This window comes from Streptomyces sp. T12 (genome assembly GCF_028736035.1).
In the GTDB taxonomy this organism is placed as follows: domain Bacteria; phylum Actinomycetota; class Actinomycetes; order Streptomycetales; family Streptomycetaceae; genus Streptomyces.
Map to the genome: position 1 here is coordinate 5,333,765 of NZ_CP117866.1, position 15,677 is coordinate 5,349,441.

Below are 15,677 nucleotides of genomic sequence, written 5' to 3' on the forward strand. Positions count from 1 at the left end.
CAATGACCGACGAGAACACCCCTGTCACCCCTGAAGAGGGCGGCGAACTCGCGATGCGTGTCGAGCCCGTCGGGCTCGAGACGGAGATGCAGCGCTCGTACCTCGACTACGCGATGTCCGTCATCGTCTCGCGTGCGCTGCCGGACGTCCGGGACGGCCTCAAGCCCGTCCACCGCCGTGTGCTGTACGCCATGTACGACGGCGGCTACCGCCCCGAGCGCGGCTTCTACAAGTGCGCGCGCGTGGTCGGCGACGTCATGGGCAACTACCACCCGCACGGCGACAGTTCGATCTACGACGCGCTGGTCCGCCTCGCGCAGCCGTGGTCGATGCGGATGCCGCTGGTGGACTCCAACGGCAACTTCGGCTCTCCGGGCAACGACCCGGCGGCGGCCATGCGCTACACCGAGTGCAAGATGGCGCCGCTGTCGATGGAGATGGTCCGTGACATCGACGAGGAGACCGTCGACTTCACGGACAACTACGACGGCCGCTCCCAGGAGCCGACCGTCCTGCCGGCCCGCTTCCCGAACCTGCTGATCAACGGTTCGGCCGGTATCGCGGTCGGCATGGCGACCAACATCCCGCCGCACAACCTGCGCGAGGTCGCGGCCGGTGCCCAGTGGTACCTGGAGAACCCCGAGGTCTCGCACGAGGAGCTGCTGGACGCGCTCATGGAGCGCATCAAGGGCCCCGACTTCCCGACCGGCGCCCTGGTGGTGGGCCGCAAGGGCATCGAAGAGGCGTACCGGACCGGCCGCGGCTCCATCACCATGCGCGCGGTCGTCGAGGTCGAGGAGATCCAGAACCGCCAGTGCCTGGTGGTCACGGAGCTGCCGTACCAGGTCAACCCCGACAACCTCGCGCAGAAGATCGCCGACCTGGTGAAGGACGGCAAGATCGGCGGCATCGCGGACGTCCGCGACGAGACGTCGTCCCGCACCGGCCAGCGCCTGGTCATCGTGCTGAAGCGCGACGGGGTCGCCAAGGTTGTCCTGAACAACCTCTACAAGCACACGGACCTGCAGACGAACTTCGGCGCCAACATGCTGGCGCTCGTCGACGGCGTCCCGCGCACCCTCTCCCTGGACGCGTTCATCCGCCACTGGGTGACGCACCAGATCGAGGTCATCGTCCGCCGTACGCGCTTCAGGCTGCGCAAGGCCGAGGAGCGGGCGCACATCCTGCGCGGCCTGCTGAAGGCCCTGGACGCCATCGACGAGGTCATCGCGCTGATCCGGCGCAGTGACACCGTCGACATCGCACGCACGGGCCTGATGGACCTCCTGGAGATCGACGAGATCCAGGCCAACGCCATCCTCGAGATGCAGCTGCGGCGACTGGCCGCCCTGGAGCGCCAGAAGATCGTCCAGGAGCACGACGAACTCCAGGCGAAGATCACCGAGTACAACGAGATCCTCGCCTCGCCGGTCCGTCAGCGCGGCATCGTCAGCGCGGAGCTCGCCGCGATCGTCGAGAAGTACGGCGACGACCGCAAGACCATGCTGGTGCCCTACGACGGTGACATGTCCATCGAGGACCTGATCGCCGAGGAGGACATCGTCGTCACGGTCTCGCGCGGCGGTTACGTCAAGCGCACCAAGACCGTCGACTACCGGGCGCAGAAGCGCGGCGGCAAGGGCGTACGCGGTACGAAGCTGAAGGAAGACGACATCGTCGACCACTTCTTCGTGTCCACGACCCACCACTGGCTGCTGTTCTTCACCAACAAGGGCCGCGTCTACCGGGCGAAGGCCTACGAGCTGCCGGACGCCGGACGTGAGGCGCGCGGCCAGCACGTGGCGAACCTGCTGGCCTTCCAGCCGGACGAGGCGATCGCCGAGATCCTCGCGATCCGCGACTACGAGGCGGCGCCGTACCTGGTGCTCGCCACGAAGGCCGGACTTGTGAAGAAGACGCCGCTGAAGGATTACGATTCGCCCCGCTCCGGCGGCGTGATCGCGATCAACTTGCGCGAGCGCGAGGACGGTTCGGACGACGAACTGATCGGTGCCGAGCTCGTCTCGGCCGACGACGATCTGCTTCTGATCAGCAAGAAGGCACAGTCGATCAGGTTCACGGCGACGGACGAGTCGCTGCGTCCCATGGGCCGTGCCACCTCCGGTGTCAAGGGCATGAGCTTCCGCGAGGGAGACGAGCTGCTCTCGATGAATGTTGTTCGAACCGGTACGTTCGTGTTCACTGCCACCGACGGTGGGTACGCGAAGCGGACCCCCGTCGACGAGTACCGCGTCCAGGGCCGCGGCGGCCTCGGTATCAAGGCCGCCAAGATCGTGGAGGACCGCGGCTCGCTCGTCGGTGCGCTGGTGGTCGAGGAGACCGACGAGATCCTCGCCATCACGCTGGGCGGCGGTGTGATTCGTACGCGAGTCAACGAGGTCAGGGAGACGGGCCGTGACACCATGGGCGTCCAACTGATCAACCTGGGCAAGCGCGATGCCGTGGTCGGTATCGCTCGTAACGCCGAGGCGGGACGCGAGGCGGAGGAGGTCGACGGCGACTTGGCCGTCGACGAGACCGACGAGGGTGCCGCCGCGACCATCGGCACGGACGAGGGTGAGGCACCCTCGGCCGAGTAGCACGAGGAGAGAGTCATCGTGAGCGGAGCCACGGGCGCCGGATCGTCCGGTACCTCGACCGGTTCTACGGCCGGTAAGGACACGGACGGCGGCGGCCGTGGCTCCGCCGCGCGTGCGACGGACACGCACACGACCCAGCTCAAAGCGATCAAGTCGCCCGCGAAGGACTCGCCCTCGCCAGACACACCTGGATCCCAGGGGGGAACCGTGACGGACACCCGAGGCCCGCAGCCCCAGAAGTACGCGGCCGGCGCGGGCTCGGCTGCTCCGGGCGCCCAGCCGCAGCCGCAGCCCGCGCCCGCAGGGGCGCAGCAGGCGGCCTCCGCGCCGCCGACGTCGCCGCTGCCGGGGGAACGGCAGGCGCAGCAGCCCTCCGGGCCCTACCACCCGCCGCAGGCCTACCAGACGCCCGCTCCGGCGAGCGCGGTACGCCGGCCGCGCACGGGGGCGAGTACGACGCCCCGCACCCGCAAGGCGCGCCTGCGCGTGGCCAAGGCCGACCCGTGGTCGGTGATGAAGGTCAGCTTCCTGCTCTCCATCGCGCTGGGCATCTGCACCATCGTCGCGTCCGCGGTGCTCTGGATGGTCATGGACGCCATGGGCGTCTTCTCGACGGTGGGCGGCACGATCTCCGAGGCAACCGGCTCGAACGAGTCGAACGGCTTCGACCTGCAGTCCTTCCTGTCACTGCCGCACGTCCTGATGTTCACGTCGATCATCGCGGTCATCGACGTCGTCCTCGCGACGGCGCTGGCGACGCTCGGCGCGTTCATCTACAACCTCTCCGCCGGCTTCGTGGGCGGTGTCGAGCTGACGCTCGCGGAAGACGAGTGAGGGTGACCGAGGCCGGATGACGGTTGCCGCACGGAGACGGTTGCAAACCCCTTCTGGCGGTCCCCCGACAACCGATTTTGGGACTGCCCATGTCGTGCGCTAATCTTCAGGAGTCAGCGCGCGGGACACACACCGCAGAGCGCGGCGGGGCTATAGCTCAGTTGGTTAGAGCGCATCCCTGATAAGGATGAGGCCACAGGTTCAAATCCTGTTAGCCCCACATGCGAAAAGACCCCCAGCCGTCACGGCTGGGGGTCTTTGCCATCCACGACTGACATCAGCCGATGAGTGGATCTTCCAGAAACCTCCAGAAGCGCAGCGAGCATCGCGACGGCTTCCCGGGGGCGTGGCCTCCCTCTAAGCGCTTCAAGCGCCTGCTTTCGAAGCGCCCGTATGCCTAGGATCGGCTGATGACCTTGGAATGGGAACAGGTAATTGTTCATTCGGTGGATCCGGTGGCCTTGGGTCAGTGGTGGGCCGAGGCTCTTGGCTGGGTGGTGGTCCACTCCTCTGAGGACGAGTTCGAGATCCGCCCGGAGCCGGATCGCAGGCCAGGGTTGGACTTCGTCCGGTTTGATGAGAGCAAGCAGGGCAAGAGCCGGCTGCATCTCGACTTCGTGCCCGATGACCAGGCGGCCGAGGTGGCTCGCCTTGAGGCTCATGGCGCGAAGCGTGTCGACATCGGCCAGGGTGACCAGCCGTGGATTGTCATGGCAGACCCCGAGGGCAACGAGTTCTGCATCCTTGGCCAACGGAGCCAGTAACGCTCCCTGAGAGCGCGCGGGTCCAGCCTGGCGGGCTTGCAGTTCTTGTGCCCTGTCCCGCGGAGCGAGTCTCGTGGGACGCGATTGTCAGTGCAGGATGAGAGCCTGGCGGCATGATCGTCGAACGGGCATACGCGCATGTTGCCGAGGGCGAGCTGGGCGAAGGGAGCCAGTGGCCGTGGTCGGTGCCGTGCGTGCGGCAGCTGCTGGACGACGGCCTGAAGGTCACCGCGCCGGTCACGTTCTTGGTGGGGGAGAACGGATCGGGCAAGTCGACGCTCGTCGAGGCGCTGGCGGAGGGGTTCGGCCTGGACTCCTGGGGCGGATCCGCGGGCTACCGGTACGCCAGTCAGCGTGAGCCGTCGGCGTTGGGCGGGCGGATACGGTTCGAGGCGACGGCGGCCGGCCGCCGTATGCTGCGTGGGTCTCGGACGCGCCGCAGAGGCTTCTTTCTGCGGGCGGAGACCGCGCTGGACGCGCTGGGCCGGGAGCAGGAGACGGGGCGGCTGTCCGGGGCCGCGGACGAGATGAGCCACGGTGAAGGCTTTCTGATGGCCTTCCAGGAGCGGTTCCAGGACCCGGGGCTGTACGTCCTGGACGAGCCCGAGGCCGCGCTGTCCTTCGCTTCCTGTCTTCAACTCGTCGGGCTGCTGCATGAACTGGGGCGTTCCGGCGCGCAGATCATCTGCGCCACGCACTCACCTGTGCTGACGGCGCTGCCCGGCGCCGAGATCATCGAGGTGGGCGACCACGGAATGCGTCCCGCCGACTGGCGGGATCTGGAACTCGTCGACCACTGGCGGCGCTACCTCAACGACCCTTGGGCCTATCTCCGACACATCGTCGAAGCGGGATGAGGTACGTCGTAGAGGCCGGCGTCCTGAGCGGTGCTGTGCAAGACGGTGCTGTGTATGAGCCGTGCTGTGTATGAGCGGTTCTGTGCATGAGCGGTGCTGCTGTGTACGCAAGCTCGCTGTGACGGTGCGGTCTGGGACAACTGGTTGAGGCAGTTACGTCTCGGGGTGAGCCGTGGGTTCAGCGCTGGTGCGGGACCAGGGGCTGGGCCGGGGGTGCGGCGGAGTCGCAGGCGCCGACTGCGGAGGTGGACGCGGCCGCTTCGGTGTCCGTGAGCGGACGGTGGCGGCAGCTGGGGGTCTTGCCGTGTGCCTCGGCGCGGATGCGCTGCTTCATCGTGGGGGGCAGTGCTCTGGCGTAGGACCAGGCCCACTGGGGCATCGCCGGCACTGACAGCTGTGCGCTGGTGTCGCGGTCGCTGTCGCTCTTGCGCGCCGCCTCCTTGTGCGGTGCGGCGGCAGCAGCGCTCGTCGTGACGAATCCGAGCGCCGTGCACAGCGCGAGGAAGGCGGTGACGATGGTGGTCCACAGGTTCATGACCTTGTTCCGGGCCATGGCCCCTCACTTTCGGGTTGGGCGATTTGCGTACTTTCCTCATGATGTGTATGGGGGCCGAGAAGTCATGGACCGACGCTCATGACGCGTCGATCTTCAGATGAACAGCACTCGGATGGGTGCATCGGGCCTGAAAGCCGCAAGAAAGCGAGGGAGGGGAGCAATGTCACCATCTGTCGAGGTGTCATCACTCTCCGATCGGGGCGCCGCCATCCGCTTCTACTGCGGTCCACCGGACGGCAGTTGAGCCCCGACGCAGGTCACCGATCGATATCGGTCGGTGTGTATAGTCGGGCGCCAGAGGTCCCCTACGTCAAGGAAAGACGAGGTCGCGCGGTGAAGAAGCTTCTCCTGGTCGCACTGGCCGCCATCGGCGGGCTCCTCGTGTACCGCCAGATCCAGGCGGATCGCGCCGAGCAGGATCTGTGGACGGAGGCGACTGACTCCGTGCCCACGGGTTCGTGAGCCACGACATCGGAATCTGAACAGACCCCGGCCGCCTCGCGGTCGGGGTTTTGTGTGTTCGCTGCGAGCCGGCTGTGCTCTCGCCGTTTCGCGGAGTTCCGTGGCTTCGAGTTGCGGGAGTGGCGCGCAGGTCTTAGAGCCGGGCGTTTCGGACGGTCGTACGGATTACGCGGGTGACGAGCGGCCGGGCTGGGCAGGATGGGCGACGGTCGATGGTCCGGTGACGACGAGGGGTGGCGCGTGATGGGGCGGCGGCGTACGGCGCGGTGGCGTCGCGCGAGGGTGAGGCGCGGTCATTGCTCGGCACGCGCGCGTGGGGCCGTCGTAGCCGCACTGCTGCTGTGTACGACGGCTGCCCTGCCGGGCCGGTCCGCGCTCGCGGCCGGAACGCCGAGCCCCTACACCTTCGCACCGGACGCCCGGCCCATCGTCGGCGCGACGGGTACCGCGGACGCCGCACCACTCACGCCCGGCACGACGTACAAGAGCTCCCTGCCGAGCGGCGTGAAGGTCCACTACCGCCTCGACCTCGACGCCACCTCCGACGCGTACGTCTCCGCGATGGCGATCCCCGCCGCCGGCACCACCGTCTCCGCGAGCGACGGCATCAGGGTGTCCGTGCAGGACGCCGACGGGACCAACTGCTCCCTCGACACCGAGATCTTCGGTGTCGCCCACAGCCCACGCCCGATCACGGCGTGGGCCGCACGCGAGGCCTCTTCCAACCGGCCTCGCTGCGAGGGCGCGGGCACCTACTACGTGATCGTCGAGCGCGTCGGTAGGGCGGATTCCGCCCCGGAAACCTGGGACCTGGAGCTCTTCGCCGCCTCGGAGCCGTCCCTGCGGCAGGCCGACGCCACGAGTGCCCCCGACGGCTGGAACTCCGCCTCACCAGAGCCCGTCACCGGGGAGGACGTGCGACGCGACGGCGGCTCCGGATTCGCCTCGGCGGCATCCGTCGGGCAGGGCGTCTGGAACTCCGACATCACGCCCGGCCGGACGCTCTTCTACCGGGTGCCGCTCGACTGGGGCCGGCAGTTGTACGCCACCGCCGAACTGGGCAGCTCGAACGGCCGCGACGGCTACGTGTCCGGCGCCCTGAACCTCTCGCTCTACAACCCGGTGCACGGCTTCGTCGACGACGCGAGCACCAGCTACAAAGGCACACAGAAGGCCGTCGAGCTCGATCCCCTGCCGCCGGTCGCGTACGAGAACCGGTACGCCGCTCACAAGCGGTTCAAAGGCATGCGGTTCGCCGGTTCCTACTACCTCGTGGTGCACCTCGCGGCGGACATGGCCGAGAACTACGGCGACGGGCCGCTCCAGCTGACGTTGCGCGTGCGGGTGGGGGGTGCGGCGGAGGCCGGGCCCGGTTATGCGGGGGAGTCGGAGCCTGGGGGCGTCTTCCAGGTTGCGGAAGGCGATCGGTGGGCGGCTGCGGGGGGCGGGGCCGGGGGCGGGTCCGGGGGTGGCGGTGGCGCTGCGATGACTGTGCTCGCGGTGAGCGGGATCGGTGCGGGGACCTTGGTGCTGGTGGTGCTGGGGGTGTGGGCTGTGGTGGCTCGGCGGAGGGTTGGGGCCTGGTAGCACCGTCGACAGTGAGCTCAGATGCGGGTCAGCGCCCAGAAGCCCACGGCGTAGCAGGCCAGTGCCAGCAGTAGGAGCGGGACTGTCACCTTGGCGGGTGGGCCAGGCCGTCGTGCGAGGCCGTGGGAGGCGCGACGGGTGGCGCGGTGGCCGCCGCGGCGGCGGGGCTGCCGGATTGGGAGTTCCGAAGGTGGAACCTGCGGGCTCTGGGCGGTGTACGAAGCAGTAGAGGCATCGACGCGTTGGTGCTGCGCCGGCGTCGGGGGCTGAGCCGGGTACTGAGGTGCGTGTGGGTGAGGGGAGGACAGGACATGCGTGTTGTCGTAGGGGGAGACGTGAGCGGAGTGATGCTGCGCGCCCTGGTGCGCCTGGCCCGCCTGTCTCTGGCCCTGTGCCTGGGCTGGCGTCTGTGCCGGGTGCGGCTGTGGCGGGGGCGTTTGAGTCCGGGAGGAGCCTGTGGCCTGGGGCGGTGGCAGGTGGAAGCTGCCGGTGTCCGACATGGTGAGAGGACCGTCCCTGTCGCCGGGCTGCGCAGGGGTGGACGGCTCCGGGGCGGCGGGCGGTTGGGATCCGGGGCGGGGTGTGTGCGGGCCGGGCGTGGAGTGGGACGCCGCGACCTCCCAGGCCGGGGTCGGTCCGGCCACTCCCTGGCGTGGATCGCTCGGTACGGCGCCCGAGCCGTTGCTGTCGGCCGTCCCGGACCCAGTGCCCGGCGCTGCGGAGCCGGTGCCGGTCGGTGTGGCGCCGGTGCCGGCCGCACCCGCGGTGCCCGTGCCGGACTGCCGGGAGTCACCCCTGCCCCTGCCCCTGTCGACTCCTGGCGCCGGTTTGAGCGGCCCGCCCGCCTCGAACCCCGGTGGCAGCGGCCCGAGTTGGTCGAAGATCTCGATCAGCTCGTCATCGGGGCCCGGTTCCGGCAGGAGCTCGGCGGCCGAGGCAAGGGCCTTGCGTGCCCCTGTGGCCGTGCGGAACCGCGCCTGCGGATCCGGCTGCAGCAGCGAGGCCACGACCTGCCACAGCGGGTCGGGAATTCCCTTGGGCGCACCGGGTGTTCCGTGCGCGGCGAAGTACTGGACGAGCGCCTTGGTGTCCGGCTTGGCACCCTCCAGCAGATACAGCGCGACCAGCCCTACGGCGAACAGGTCGGCGGGAAAGTCCGGTTCCGCACCCATGAGTTGCTCGGGCGCGAGGTAACCGGGCGTTCCCACCACGAGGTTGGTCTCGGTCAGGCGGGGTTCGCCCAGCCGCATGGCGATGCCGAAGTCGGACAGGCGCAGTCGCGGGCGAGCGGTACCGGTGGCCTCGAGGAGCAGGTTGGCGGGCTTGATGTCGCGGTGGACGACGCCCTCCGCGTGCACGGCGGCCAGCCCTGCGAGCAGCTGGTCGAGGAGCGTGCAGACGAAGGAGGGCGGCAAGGGGCCGTAGTCCCCGACGAGGTGGACCAGCGAACCGCCGGCCACCAGGTCCATGGTGAACAGCACCTTGTCGTCGTCGGCGGCCCAGCTGGCGGGTGCGAGCACATGGGGGTGATCGATCCGGAGGGCTTGCTCGCGGACGAAACGCAGCAGCGAGTGCGCGTCGCTCTGCTGCAGGACCTTGGCGGCCACGTACCGGCGGCGGCGGTGGTCCCAGGCGCGCCAGACGGCGCCGACGCCTCCGCGTCCGATCGGGTCGACCAGTTCGTACCGGCCGGCGAAGACCTCACCCATGGTTGTGCGTCGCTCCTCCCCCTTCGGTTACCCCCCTTGCTTCCCCCTCGACGAGCGATACGACTCCCCTCGCTGTCCCCTCTCTCTTCCCCTTGCGGGCTCCCTCGGCGCCCCTTGGCGAACCCTCCGCGGGCTCCCCTCGTGCCGGCTGCCCCTCGCGCCCTTCCCGTAGGCGGCCCTTGAGGCCCTTGCTGTCCCGGCGGCGAGAGACACACCCCGTCGTGATTCCAGCATGTGCGGCCAGACCCCCGCATGGCCGCACCGGCGAACCGCACGGCCTGCTCATGACCGCTCAGAACCTGTCCGTGGGCCCGGCTGCCGAACCCCCTTCGGCGACCGGGCCTCGGCGTCAGTTCTGGTGGGACTGGTAGTGCGCGACGGCGTCGGAGGTGCGGCCGGCGCCGTACACCCGGAGGAACTCTGCCAGTTCCGGGTGGGTGGGGGCGAGGGTGTCCGCGGCATCGATGATGTCCCCCGCGGCGGCCACCGAGCGCAGCAGGGACTGGATCTCGCGGACCACCCGCTTGACCGTGGGCGCCCCCGAACTGCTCGTCGTCTGCGTCGTGTTGCTGAGCACCGAGCCCCCCTGCGACTTCTTGATCTCATCCATGCGGTCGGTGGCCTCGGCCGCGCTCACGCTGCCGTCCGCGACCTGCCCCGCCAGGTCCTGCAGCAGCTGCACCCGCTGGACCACGGCGGGATTGCCGATCTTCGCCCGCTGCCCGCTCATCAGCTGCGACAACATCGGTGCGGACAGTCCCAGTACCCCCGCGAGACGAGCCTGGTTGAGACCAAGATCGTCGATAAGCTTACGGAAGAGCGCCCCCAGCGGCTCCCCGTACCAGTTCCGCTGCAGTTCCCGCGCTCTTGCGGTCGCTTCCTGCTGTGCGGCGTCCATTGCGTCTCCCCATCGCTTCCCCAAAAACCGTGGTTCGCTGTAGCGAACCACGCCGAGCATCTTACGGAGAGTGGTCGTTCATCGGGACCCCCAATCTTTTTGTGAGATACGGGGGGTGACCCGGTACTCTGGTCTGCGGCGCCCGCCGGTACGAGGTTCTTCCGGTTGGACGCTCCTCTTCCGGGGCCTTAGCTCAGTTGGTAGAGCGCTGTCTTTGCATGGCAGATGTCAGGGGTTCGACTCCCCTAGGCTCCACACCTCGGACCGGTCAGACGCCCTCGTGGCCTCTGGCCGGTTTTTGCATTCCATGGGCTCTGGCGGAGCCGCTTCCCGAGTGATGTGCATCACGTGACGGGTGGTGGTGTCGTTGCGGATGTTTGCGCAAATTCGTGAGGTGTGTACAGCCCGCGGAGTGGTTGCGCAGGTGGTCGACGTGGCGCCAGGGTGGCGCGCTCCGGTGCGGAGCCCCTGTGTGAGCTGGCGTGAATGCAGGCGGGTAATCAGAAGGATGCGCTCCGTTAAGAAAGTCTGTGCGGGACTTGCACACACAGGCCGTTGCAAACGTCATCGTGGGCGGAGGGCGTAAACACGCGCCGTCCCGAGGCCGCCGGGGGTGCTGACAGGCCTCGCCTGACACCAGGAAGGCACAACAGCACAGTGACGATGGACATTGCCGGCGAGGTGATCCTGGCGGCGCTCGCCCTACGGGTGTTCGGCCGCGACGCGGTCGTACTGCTGCGCCGGCTCGCCGCGGCCGGCGTACGGGCGGGCATCAGTGAGATGCGGCGCGACCTCGGCGAGGGCGCCAAGGACGCACACCACGAGGGGCAGGCGTGAGTCAGGACCTGCCGAGCCAAGCCTCCCGCGCCCCGCGTATGAAGAAGCTGCCGCCGGACTTCGAGGCCTTCCACCAGATGTACCGGCCGTTGTACGTCAACTGGGCCAAGTCCCGACTGGGTAACTGGCACGACGCCGAGGAAGCGGTGGACGCCGCCTTCGAGCAGTTGCTCAAGGCATGGAGCACCGTGCTGTCCAAGGAGAACCCCACCGCGTACGCCTGGCGGGTGATCAGGAACAGCACCATCGACCACTCACGGACCCGCGACCGCCGCCCGGCACTCATAGGCGAGGCCTTCGAGACCGTGGCGCTGACCCAGGCCGTGGACCCCATCAGCCAGCTCGAGGAAAGCCTCAACCTCTACGCGGAGATCGAGCAACTGCCGCCGCGTCAGATGGACGTCGCCTTCCTGCACTTCGGGCTCGGCTACAGCGCGGTCGAGATAGCGGCCGCCCTCGGCATCACCCCGGCCGGCGTGCGCTCCACCGTCCGCCACGCCAAACGGCGCCTCCAGCACGCGTACGGCGTGAAGCAGAACCTCACGCAACCCCGTACGGACGACGAAGGGCACGCCGAGGAAGGGAAAGCCGATGACATCGCCCATTGACGACCTGCTCGCCCGGGCCCGCCTCCACCGTCGGCCCTACACCCAGGCAGCCATAGACGCGGCGGCCGCACGCCTGTCCGTACGCGCCGCCACTCGCCCGGACACCCCCGGCTCGACCCTGGCACGCGCCACCCACGGCCCGACCCCCGCACACGGCACGCCCGGACAAACACCGTCGGCCTCGCCTGCCCCACCAGCCCCGCCGGGCCAGGCTCCGCCGACCGACGAGAGCTCCGCCGCCGACAACCTGCAAACCCTCTGCGAGACGGTCATCACCCACACAGACGCCCTCACAGACCTCGAGGAATTCCTCGCCCGAGCACTGCCCGAACCCCCCGGCGCCCGCGTTCTCGGCTGCATGCTCCAGCTCTGCGCACGGGAGGAGTCGGCCCGCATGTGGTGGCAGTACGCCGCCGGCGCCGGTGACACCGCCGCCAGCTACTGCCTCTACCTGCACCACCGCGCCCTGGGCGAGCACGGCGTCGCCGACTGGTGGCAGACACAGCACGCCCGGTACGCCCGCAGCGTCCAGCCCGGCATCGCGGACCTCCGAGGCGAGTACCCCCAAAGTGACGGCCTCCAAGGTGAGACCCCCCAGGGCGAGAACCCCCACGACCAGAACACTGTCGCGGCCGACGCCAGCATCCGCATCGACGACCGCATCGACGACCGCGTCAACGACCGCAGCGACGACTCAGGCCCAGAGCCCGGGCCCGAGCCCGAGGACGAGATCAGCACCACCCTGCGCGTTCTGCGCGCCCTCAAGCCCGACACCTCGCCCGTCCCTGACCCGGTCAACGCCGTCCTGCACTACATCCCCGCCGCCGTCGCCTACGTCGATGACGACCTGGACCTCCCCCTGCCCGACCCCGACTTCACCGACCGCATACGCGCCCTCGCCACGCCCGTCCCGGCGGTCCAGGACACTCCCCAGCGCAGCCACAAGCTCGACCCCCTGCCGTCACGCCGGCGAGCCCACGACCCTGCGCGCAACCATGCCCGGAACCCCGCTCACGACACGGCCGAGAGCTCGACCGTCACCGGGCGACCGGCGTTCCACGTGAAACACGGCCGCCGTCCCACGTGAAACGGGCCGGTCTGCCCGCGAGCGTGGCCGATGTTCCACGTGAAACATCGCCGTGGGGCGGAGGACCTTCAAGTCCCTCGCCCCACGGCGTAGTTCGATGCAATGCGCCAGCCGTCACCGGCCTTCACATCACCGGCCCTCGTCGCGCCGGGCAGCCTCCTCCTCGGCCTCCTTCGCCTGGACCTCAGGATCGAGAACGGACTTGCCGCTGCCGTCCACCGAAGCGAGACGGCTCGACTCCGGCACCTCGGTCGCGGCAGGAGGCTCGACCAGCCAGTCCGGGTTGGCCTGCTTGTCCCACCACTTCCAGGCGGCGAACGCGGCACCAGCGAGAGCACCGGCCGCTGCCAGCACTTTCGCGGCGCGGCCGGCCTTGGCGCGTCGCTGGTGCTTGCGGACCAGCTTCTCGATCTCCTTCGGCGAGACCTGACCGCGCAGCGCGGCCAGTGCGGCGGCACCGCGCGCAGCGGCCTCGTCCCTGACGGGCGCGGCCGCGGCCACCGCCTGCTCGATCCTCGGCCGGGAATAGTCGGCGGCCTGCCGAGCCGCCTTGCGCGTACGGACGGCCGCCTCATGAGCGGCCAGATCGACTTTCGGCGGCACATGCGCACGGGCCTGCTCCAGACGCGGCGCGACATGCGCGCCGTACTGCAGCAGGGCTTGCGCGCGGGCCTGCTCGGTGGCCTGCGACACCTTAGGCGCGAGCCGTACGCGTGCCTCGTGCGCGTAGTGCGTGGCCTTGTCCTTGGCGGTGTCGGCGTAGGGCGCCACCACTTCCGCGGCGTGCAGCACGCTGTCCTTCGCCGAGCCGGTCGCGGCGCGCACGCTGTCGATGCGGGTCACGGGATCCTCCTCCTCGGTGGCGTACGTATTTCGACTCTCCACCCTTTTACGGATCATGCCTCCCCGACCGCTCCGCAGCATGTGAAGACAGGCATATGGGTGCGGATCGAGTTGATCGAGTGCAATAGCGGATCAATACGGGGCAACAGGAGCTTGTGGTCGACAATGCCACGGATCCCCGCGTTGCGCGCCCCGTCCCGGGAGTACTCGCGCAGTTTTCTGCAAGGGATCGCTCCCGTCGCGTGCCGATGAACGACCGCCGGGGGACGCCGACCGCCGTCCGTGCAAGGATCGGGGGGTCACAGGAAGACAACGGAAGGCAGATCGTGGCCGAGCAGCTTTACGCCACCCTGAAGACCAACCACGGCGACATCCAGGTCCGGCTCCTCCCGAACCACACGCCGATCACGGTCAAGAACTTCATCGAACTCGCCCAGGGCGAGCGTGAGTGGACGAACCCCACCACCGGTGAGAAGTCCACCGCCAAGCTCTACGACGGCACGGTCTTCCATCGCGTCATCAGCGGCTTCATGATCCAGGGCGGCGACCCGCTCGGCAACGGCACCGGCGGCCCCGGCTACCAGTTCCAGGACGAGTTCCACCCGGACCTCCGCTTCGACAAGCCGTACCTGCTCGCCATGGCCAACGCCGGACCGGGCACCAACGGCTCGCAGTTCTTCCTCACCGTCTCCCCGACGACCTGGCTGAACCGCAAGCACACCATCTTCGGCGAGGTCACCGACCCCGCCAGCCAGAAGGTCATCGACGCCATCGCGACCGTCCAGACCAACCCGCGCACCGACCGCCCGCTGAGCGACGTCGTCATCGAGTCGGTCGTCGTCGAGACCCGCGAAGGCTGAGTCCGACACCTCCCACAGGGAACCAAACGCCCCGCTCGTCCGTAAGGATGAGCGGGGCGATGCATGAGGACTGCATCGCGTACGACGACCTAGGGGACCTCATGGACCAGCCGGCAGGCAGCCCGCAGGACGCGCAGAGCCTGCCGGTCTGCTACCGCCACCCGGACCGCGAGACCGGCGTCCGCTGCACCCGCTGCGACCGCCCGATCTGCCCTGACTGCATGGTCAGCGCCTCCGTCGGCTTCCAGTGCCCCGACTGCGTCCGCAACGGCTCCGGCACCGGACACGCCCCCGACGCCGCCCGCCCCCGCACCATCGCCGGCGGCACCGTCACCGCCGACCCCCGCCTCCTCACCAAGATCCTCATCGGGATCAACCTCGCGGTCTTCATCGCCGTCCAGACCAGCACCACACTCCTGAACGACCTCGTCCTCGTCGGCACCTGGCCACCCGCCCCCTTCAACCCCACCGAAGGCGTCACCGAAGGCGAGTGGTGGCGCCTGGTGACCTCGATGTTCACGCACGAGGCCATCTGGCACATCGCCTTCAACATGCTCAGCCTGTGGTGGCTCGGCGGCCCCCTCGAAGCCGCCCTCGGACGCGCCCGCTACCTCGCGCTCTACTTCTGCTCAGGCCTCGCGGGCAGCGCCCTCACCTACCTCCTGGCCGCCCCGACCAGCTCCTCGCTCGGCGCCTCCGGCGCCATCTTCGGCCTCTTCGGCGCCACTGCCGTCCTCATGCGCCGGCTCCAGTACGACATGCGGCCGATCATGGCCCTGCTGGCGATCAACCTGATCCTCACCTTCGGCTGGAACAACATCGCCTGGCAGGCCCACATCGGCGGCCTCGTCGCCGGCGTCGTCATCGGCTACGCCATGGTCCACGCCCCGCGTCAGCGCCGCACACTGGTCCAGTACGGCACCTGCGCGCTGGTCCTGGCCGTCGTCGTCCTGATGACCGTGCTGAGGACACTGCAGCTCACCTGAGCGCGGCCTTCATCCACGTGAGCCCGCTGTTGTCCACAGCGGGTGGCGGATCTTGTGCACACTGTGCGGGAACAACTGTGCCCCCTGTCACTGACCCGTGTTTCCACAGGTCAGGCAGGGGGCGAACGAGTTTTCGGTCGCGAGTGCTCACCGGTAGTTCCGTCACACCGGCGTCAACACCCGATGGGT

General features: G+C 68.9%; 15 protein-coding genes and 2 tRNA genes. 13 read left to right on the plus strand and 4 right to left on the minus strand.

Going from position 1 to position 15,677, the window contains the following annotated elements:
• The first annotated feature begins 2 nt into the window (after positions 1 to 2).
• From gyrA to PBV52_RS23925, 5 genes are all read left to right on the plus strand, one after another.
• Positions 3 to 2,600, plus strand: a complete 2,598-nt coding sequence (gene gyrA / locus PBV52_RS23905) for a DNA gyrase subunit A (protein WP_274240995.1) — start codon at positions 3 to 5, stop codon at positions 2,598 to 2,600.
• An 18-nt stretch (positions 2,601 to 2,618) separates the two neighbouring features.
• Entirely contained in the window at positions 2,619 to 3,434 is an 816-nt protein-coding gene (locus PBV52_RS23910; RefSeq protein ID WP_274240996.1) for a DUF3566 domain-containing protein, read from the plus strand.
• A gap of 146 nt (positions 3,435 to 3,580) precedes the next feature.
• Positions 3,581 to 3,654 (plus strand) — tRNA-Ile (locus PBV52_RS23915).
• Positions 3,655 to 3,844: 190 nt separating this feature from the next.
• Positions 3,845 to 4,198 (plus strand): VOC family protein, encoded by a 354-nt coding sequence (locus PBV52_RS23920; protein ID WP_274240997.1) that lies wholly within the window; start codon positions 3,845 to 3,847, stop codon positions 4,196 to 4,198.
• Positions 4,199 to 4,311: 113 nt separating this feature from the next.
• The gene (locus tag PBV52_RS23925; RefSeq protein WP_274240998.1) at positions 4,312 to 5,055 is read left to right on the plus strand and encodes an AAA family ATPase; all 744 of its coding nucleotides are present in this window, start codon (positions 4,312 to 4,314) and stop codon (positions 5,053 to 5,055) included.
• 178 nt (positions 5,056 to 5,233) lie between these two features.
• On the opposite strand, the gene PBV52_RS23930 is transcribed toward PBV52_RS23925, so the two are convergent.
• The gene (locus PBV52_RS23930) at positions 5,234 to 5,608 is read right to left on the minus strand and encodes a DUF6344 domain-containing protein (protein ID WP_274240999.1); all 375 of its coding nucleotides are present in this window, start codon (positions 5,606 to 5,608) and stop codon (positions 5,234 to 5,236) included.
• Between the two features lie 336 nt (positions 5,609 to 5,944).
• Between PBV52_RS23930 and PBV52_RS23935 the strand changes: the two genes are divergently transcribed.
• Both PBV52_RS23935 and PBV52_RS23940 read left to right on the plus strand, forming a co-directional pair.
• Positions 5,945 to 6,073, plus strand: coding sequence for a DLW-39 family protein (locus PBV52_RS23935; RefSeq protein WP_003999697.1), 129 nt, complete (start codon positions 5,945 to 5,947; stop codon positions 6,071 to 6,073).
• Positions 6,074 to 6,271: 198 nt separating this feature from the next.
• Positions 6,272 to 7,660 carry a hypothetical protein gene (locus tag PBV52_RS23940; RefSeq protein ID WP_274241003.1) on the plus strand — a complete coding sequence of 463 codons (1,389 nt, stop codon included), beginning with the start codon at positions 6,272 to 6,274 and terminating at the stop codon, positions 7,658 to 7,660.
• A gap of 17 nt (positions 7,661 to 7,677) precedes the next feature.
• Here PBV52_RS23940 and PBV52_RS23945 read toward each other — a convergent pair whose 3' ends face one another.
• On the minus strand, positions 7,678 to 9,369 hold the full coding sequence (locus PBV52_RS23945) for a serine/threonine-protein kinase (protein ID WP_274241004.1): 1,692 nt from the start codon (positions 9,367 to 9,369) through the stop codon (positions 7,678 to 7,680).
• A gap of 349 nt (positions 9,370 to 9,718) precedes the next feature.
• Complete coding sequence (locus PBV52_RS23950) at positions 9,719 to 10,267, minus strand: DNA-binding protein (protein ID WP_274241010.1); 549 nt, start codon at positions 10,265 to 10,267, stop codon at positions 9,719 to 9,721.
• A 182-nt stretch (positions 10,268 to 10,449) separates the two neighbouring features.
• Between PBV52_RS23950 and PBV52_RS23955 the strand changes: the two genes are divergently transcribed.
• From PBV52_RS23955 to PBV52_RS23970, 4 genes are all read left to right on the plus strand, one after another.
• A tRNA-Ala gene (locus tag PBV52_RS23955) sits at positions 10,450 to 10,522 on the plus strand.
• Positions 10,523 to 10,924: 402 nt separating this feature from the next.
• Complete coding sequence (locus tag PBV52_RS23960) at positions 10,925 to 11,104, plus strand: hypothetical protein (RefSeq protein WP_062707804.1); 180 nt, start codon at positions 10,925 to 10,927, stop codon at positions 11,102 to 11,104.
• Entirely contained in the window at positions 11,101 to 11,712 is a 612-nt protein-coding gene (locus PBV52_RS23965) for a sigma-70 family RNA polymerase sigma factor (RefSeq protein ID WP_306801442.1), read from the plus strand. Before PBV52_RS23960 ends, PBV52_RS23965 begins: the two co-directional genes overlap by 4 nt.
• Entirely contained in the window at positions 11,696 to 12,799 is a 1,104-nt protein-coding gene (locus tag PBV52_RS23970) for a hypothetical protein (RefSeq protein WP_274241012.1), read from the plus strand. The genes PBV52_RS23965 and PBV52_RS23970 overlap by 17 nt, the downstream gene beginning before the upstream one ends.
• Before the next feature lie 129 nt (positions 12,800 to 12,928).
• On the opposite strand, the gene PBV52_RS23975 is transcribed toward PBV52_RS23970, so the two are convergent.
• Complete coding sequence (locus tag PBV52_RS23975; protein WP_274241014.1) at positions 12,929 to 13,642, minus strand: DUF5324 family protein; 714 nt, start codon at positions 13,640 to 13,642, stop codon at positions 12,929 to 12,931.
• Positions 13,643 to 13,968: 326 nt separating this feature from the next.
• Between PBV52_RS23975 and PBV52_RS23980 the strand changes: the two genes are divergently transcribed.
• Both PBV52_RS23980 and PBV52_RS23985 read left to right on the plus strand, forming a co-directional pair.
• Entirely contained in the window at positions 13,969 to 14,502 is a 534-nt protein-coding gene (locus PBV52_RS23980; RefSeq protein ID WP_274241015.1) for a peptidylprolyl isomerase, read from the plus strand.
• Positions 14,503 to 14,603: 101 nt separating this feature from the next.
• Positions 14,604 to 15,488 carry a rhomboid family intramembrane serine protease gene (locus PBV52_RS23985; RefSeq protein ID WP_274249532.1) on the plus strand — a complete coding sequence of 295 codons (885 nt, stop codon included), beginning with the start codon at positions 14,604 to 14,606 and terminating at the stop codon, positions 15,486 to 15,488.
• Positions 15,489 to 15,677: the final 189 nt, after the last annotated feature.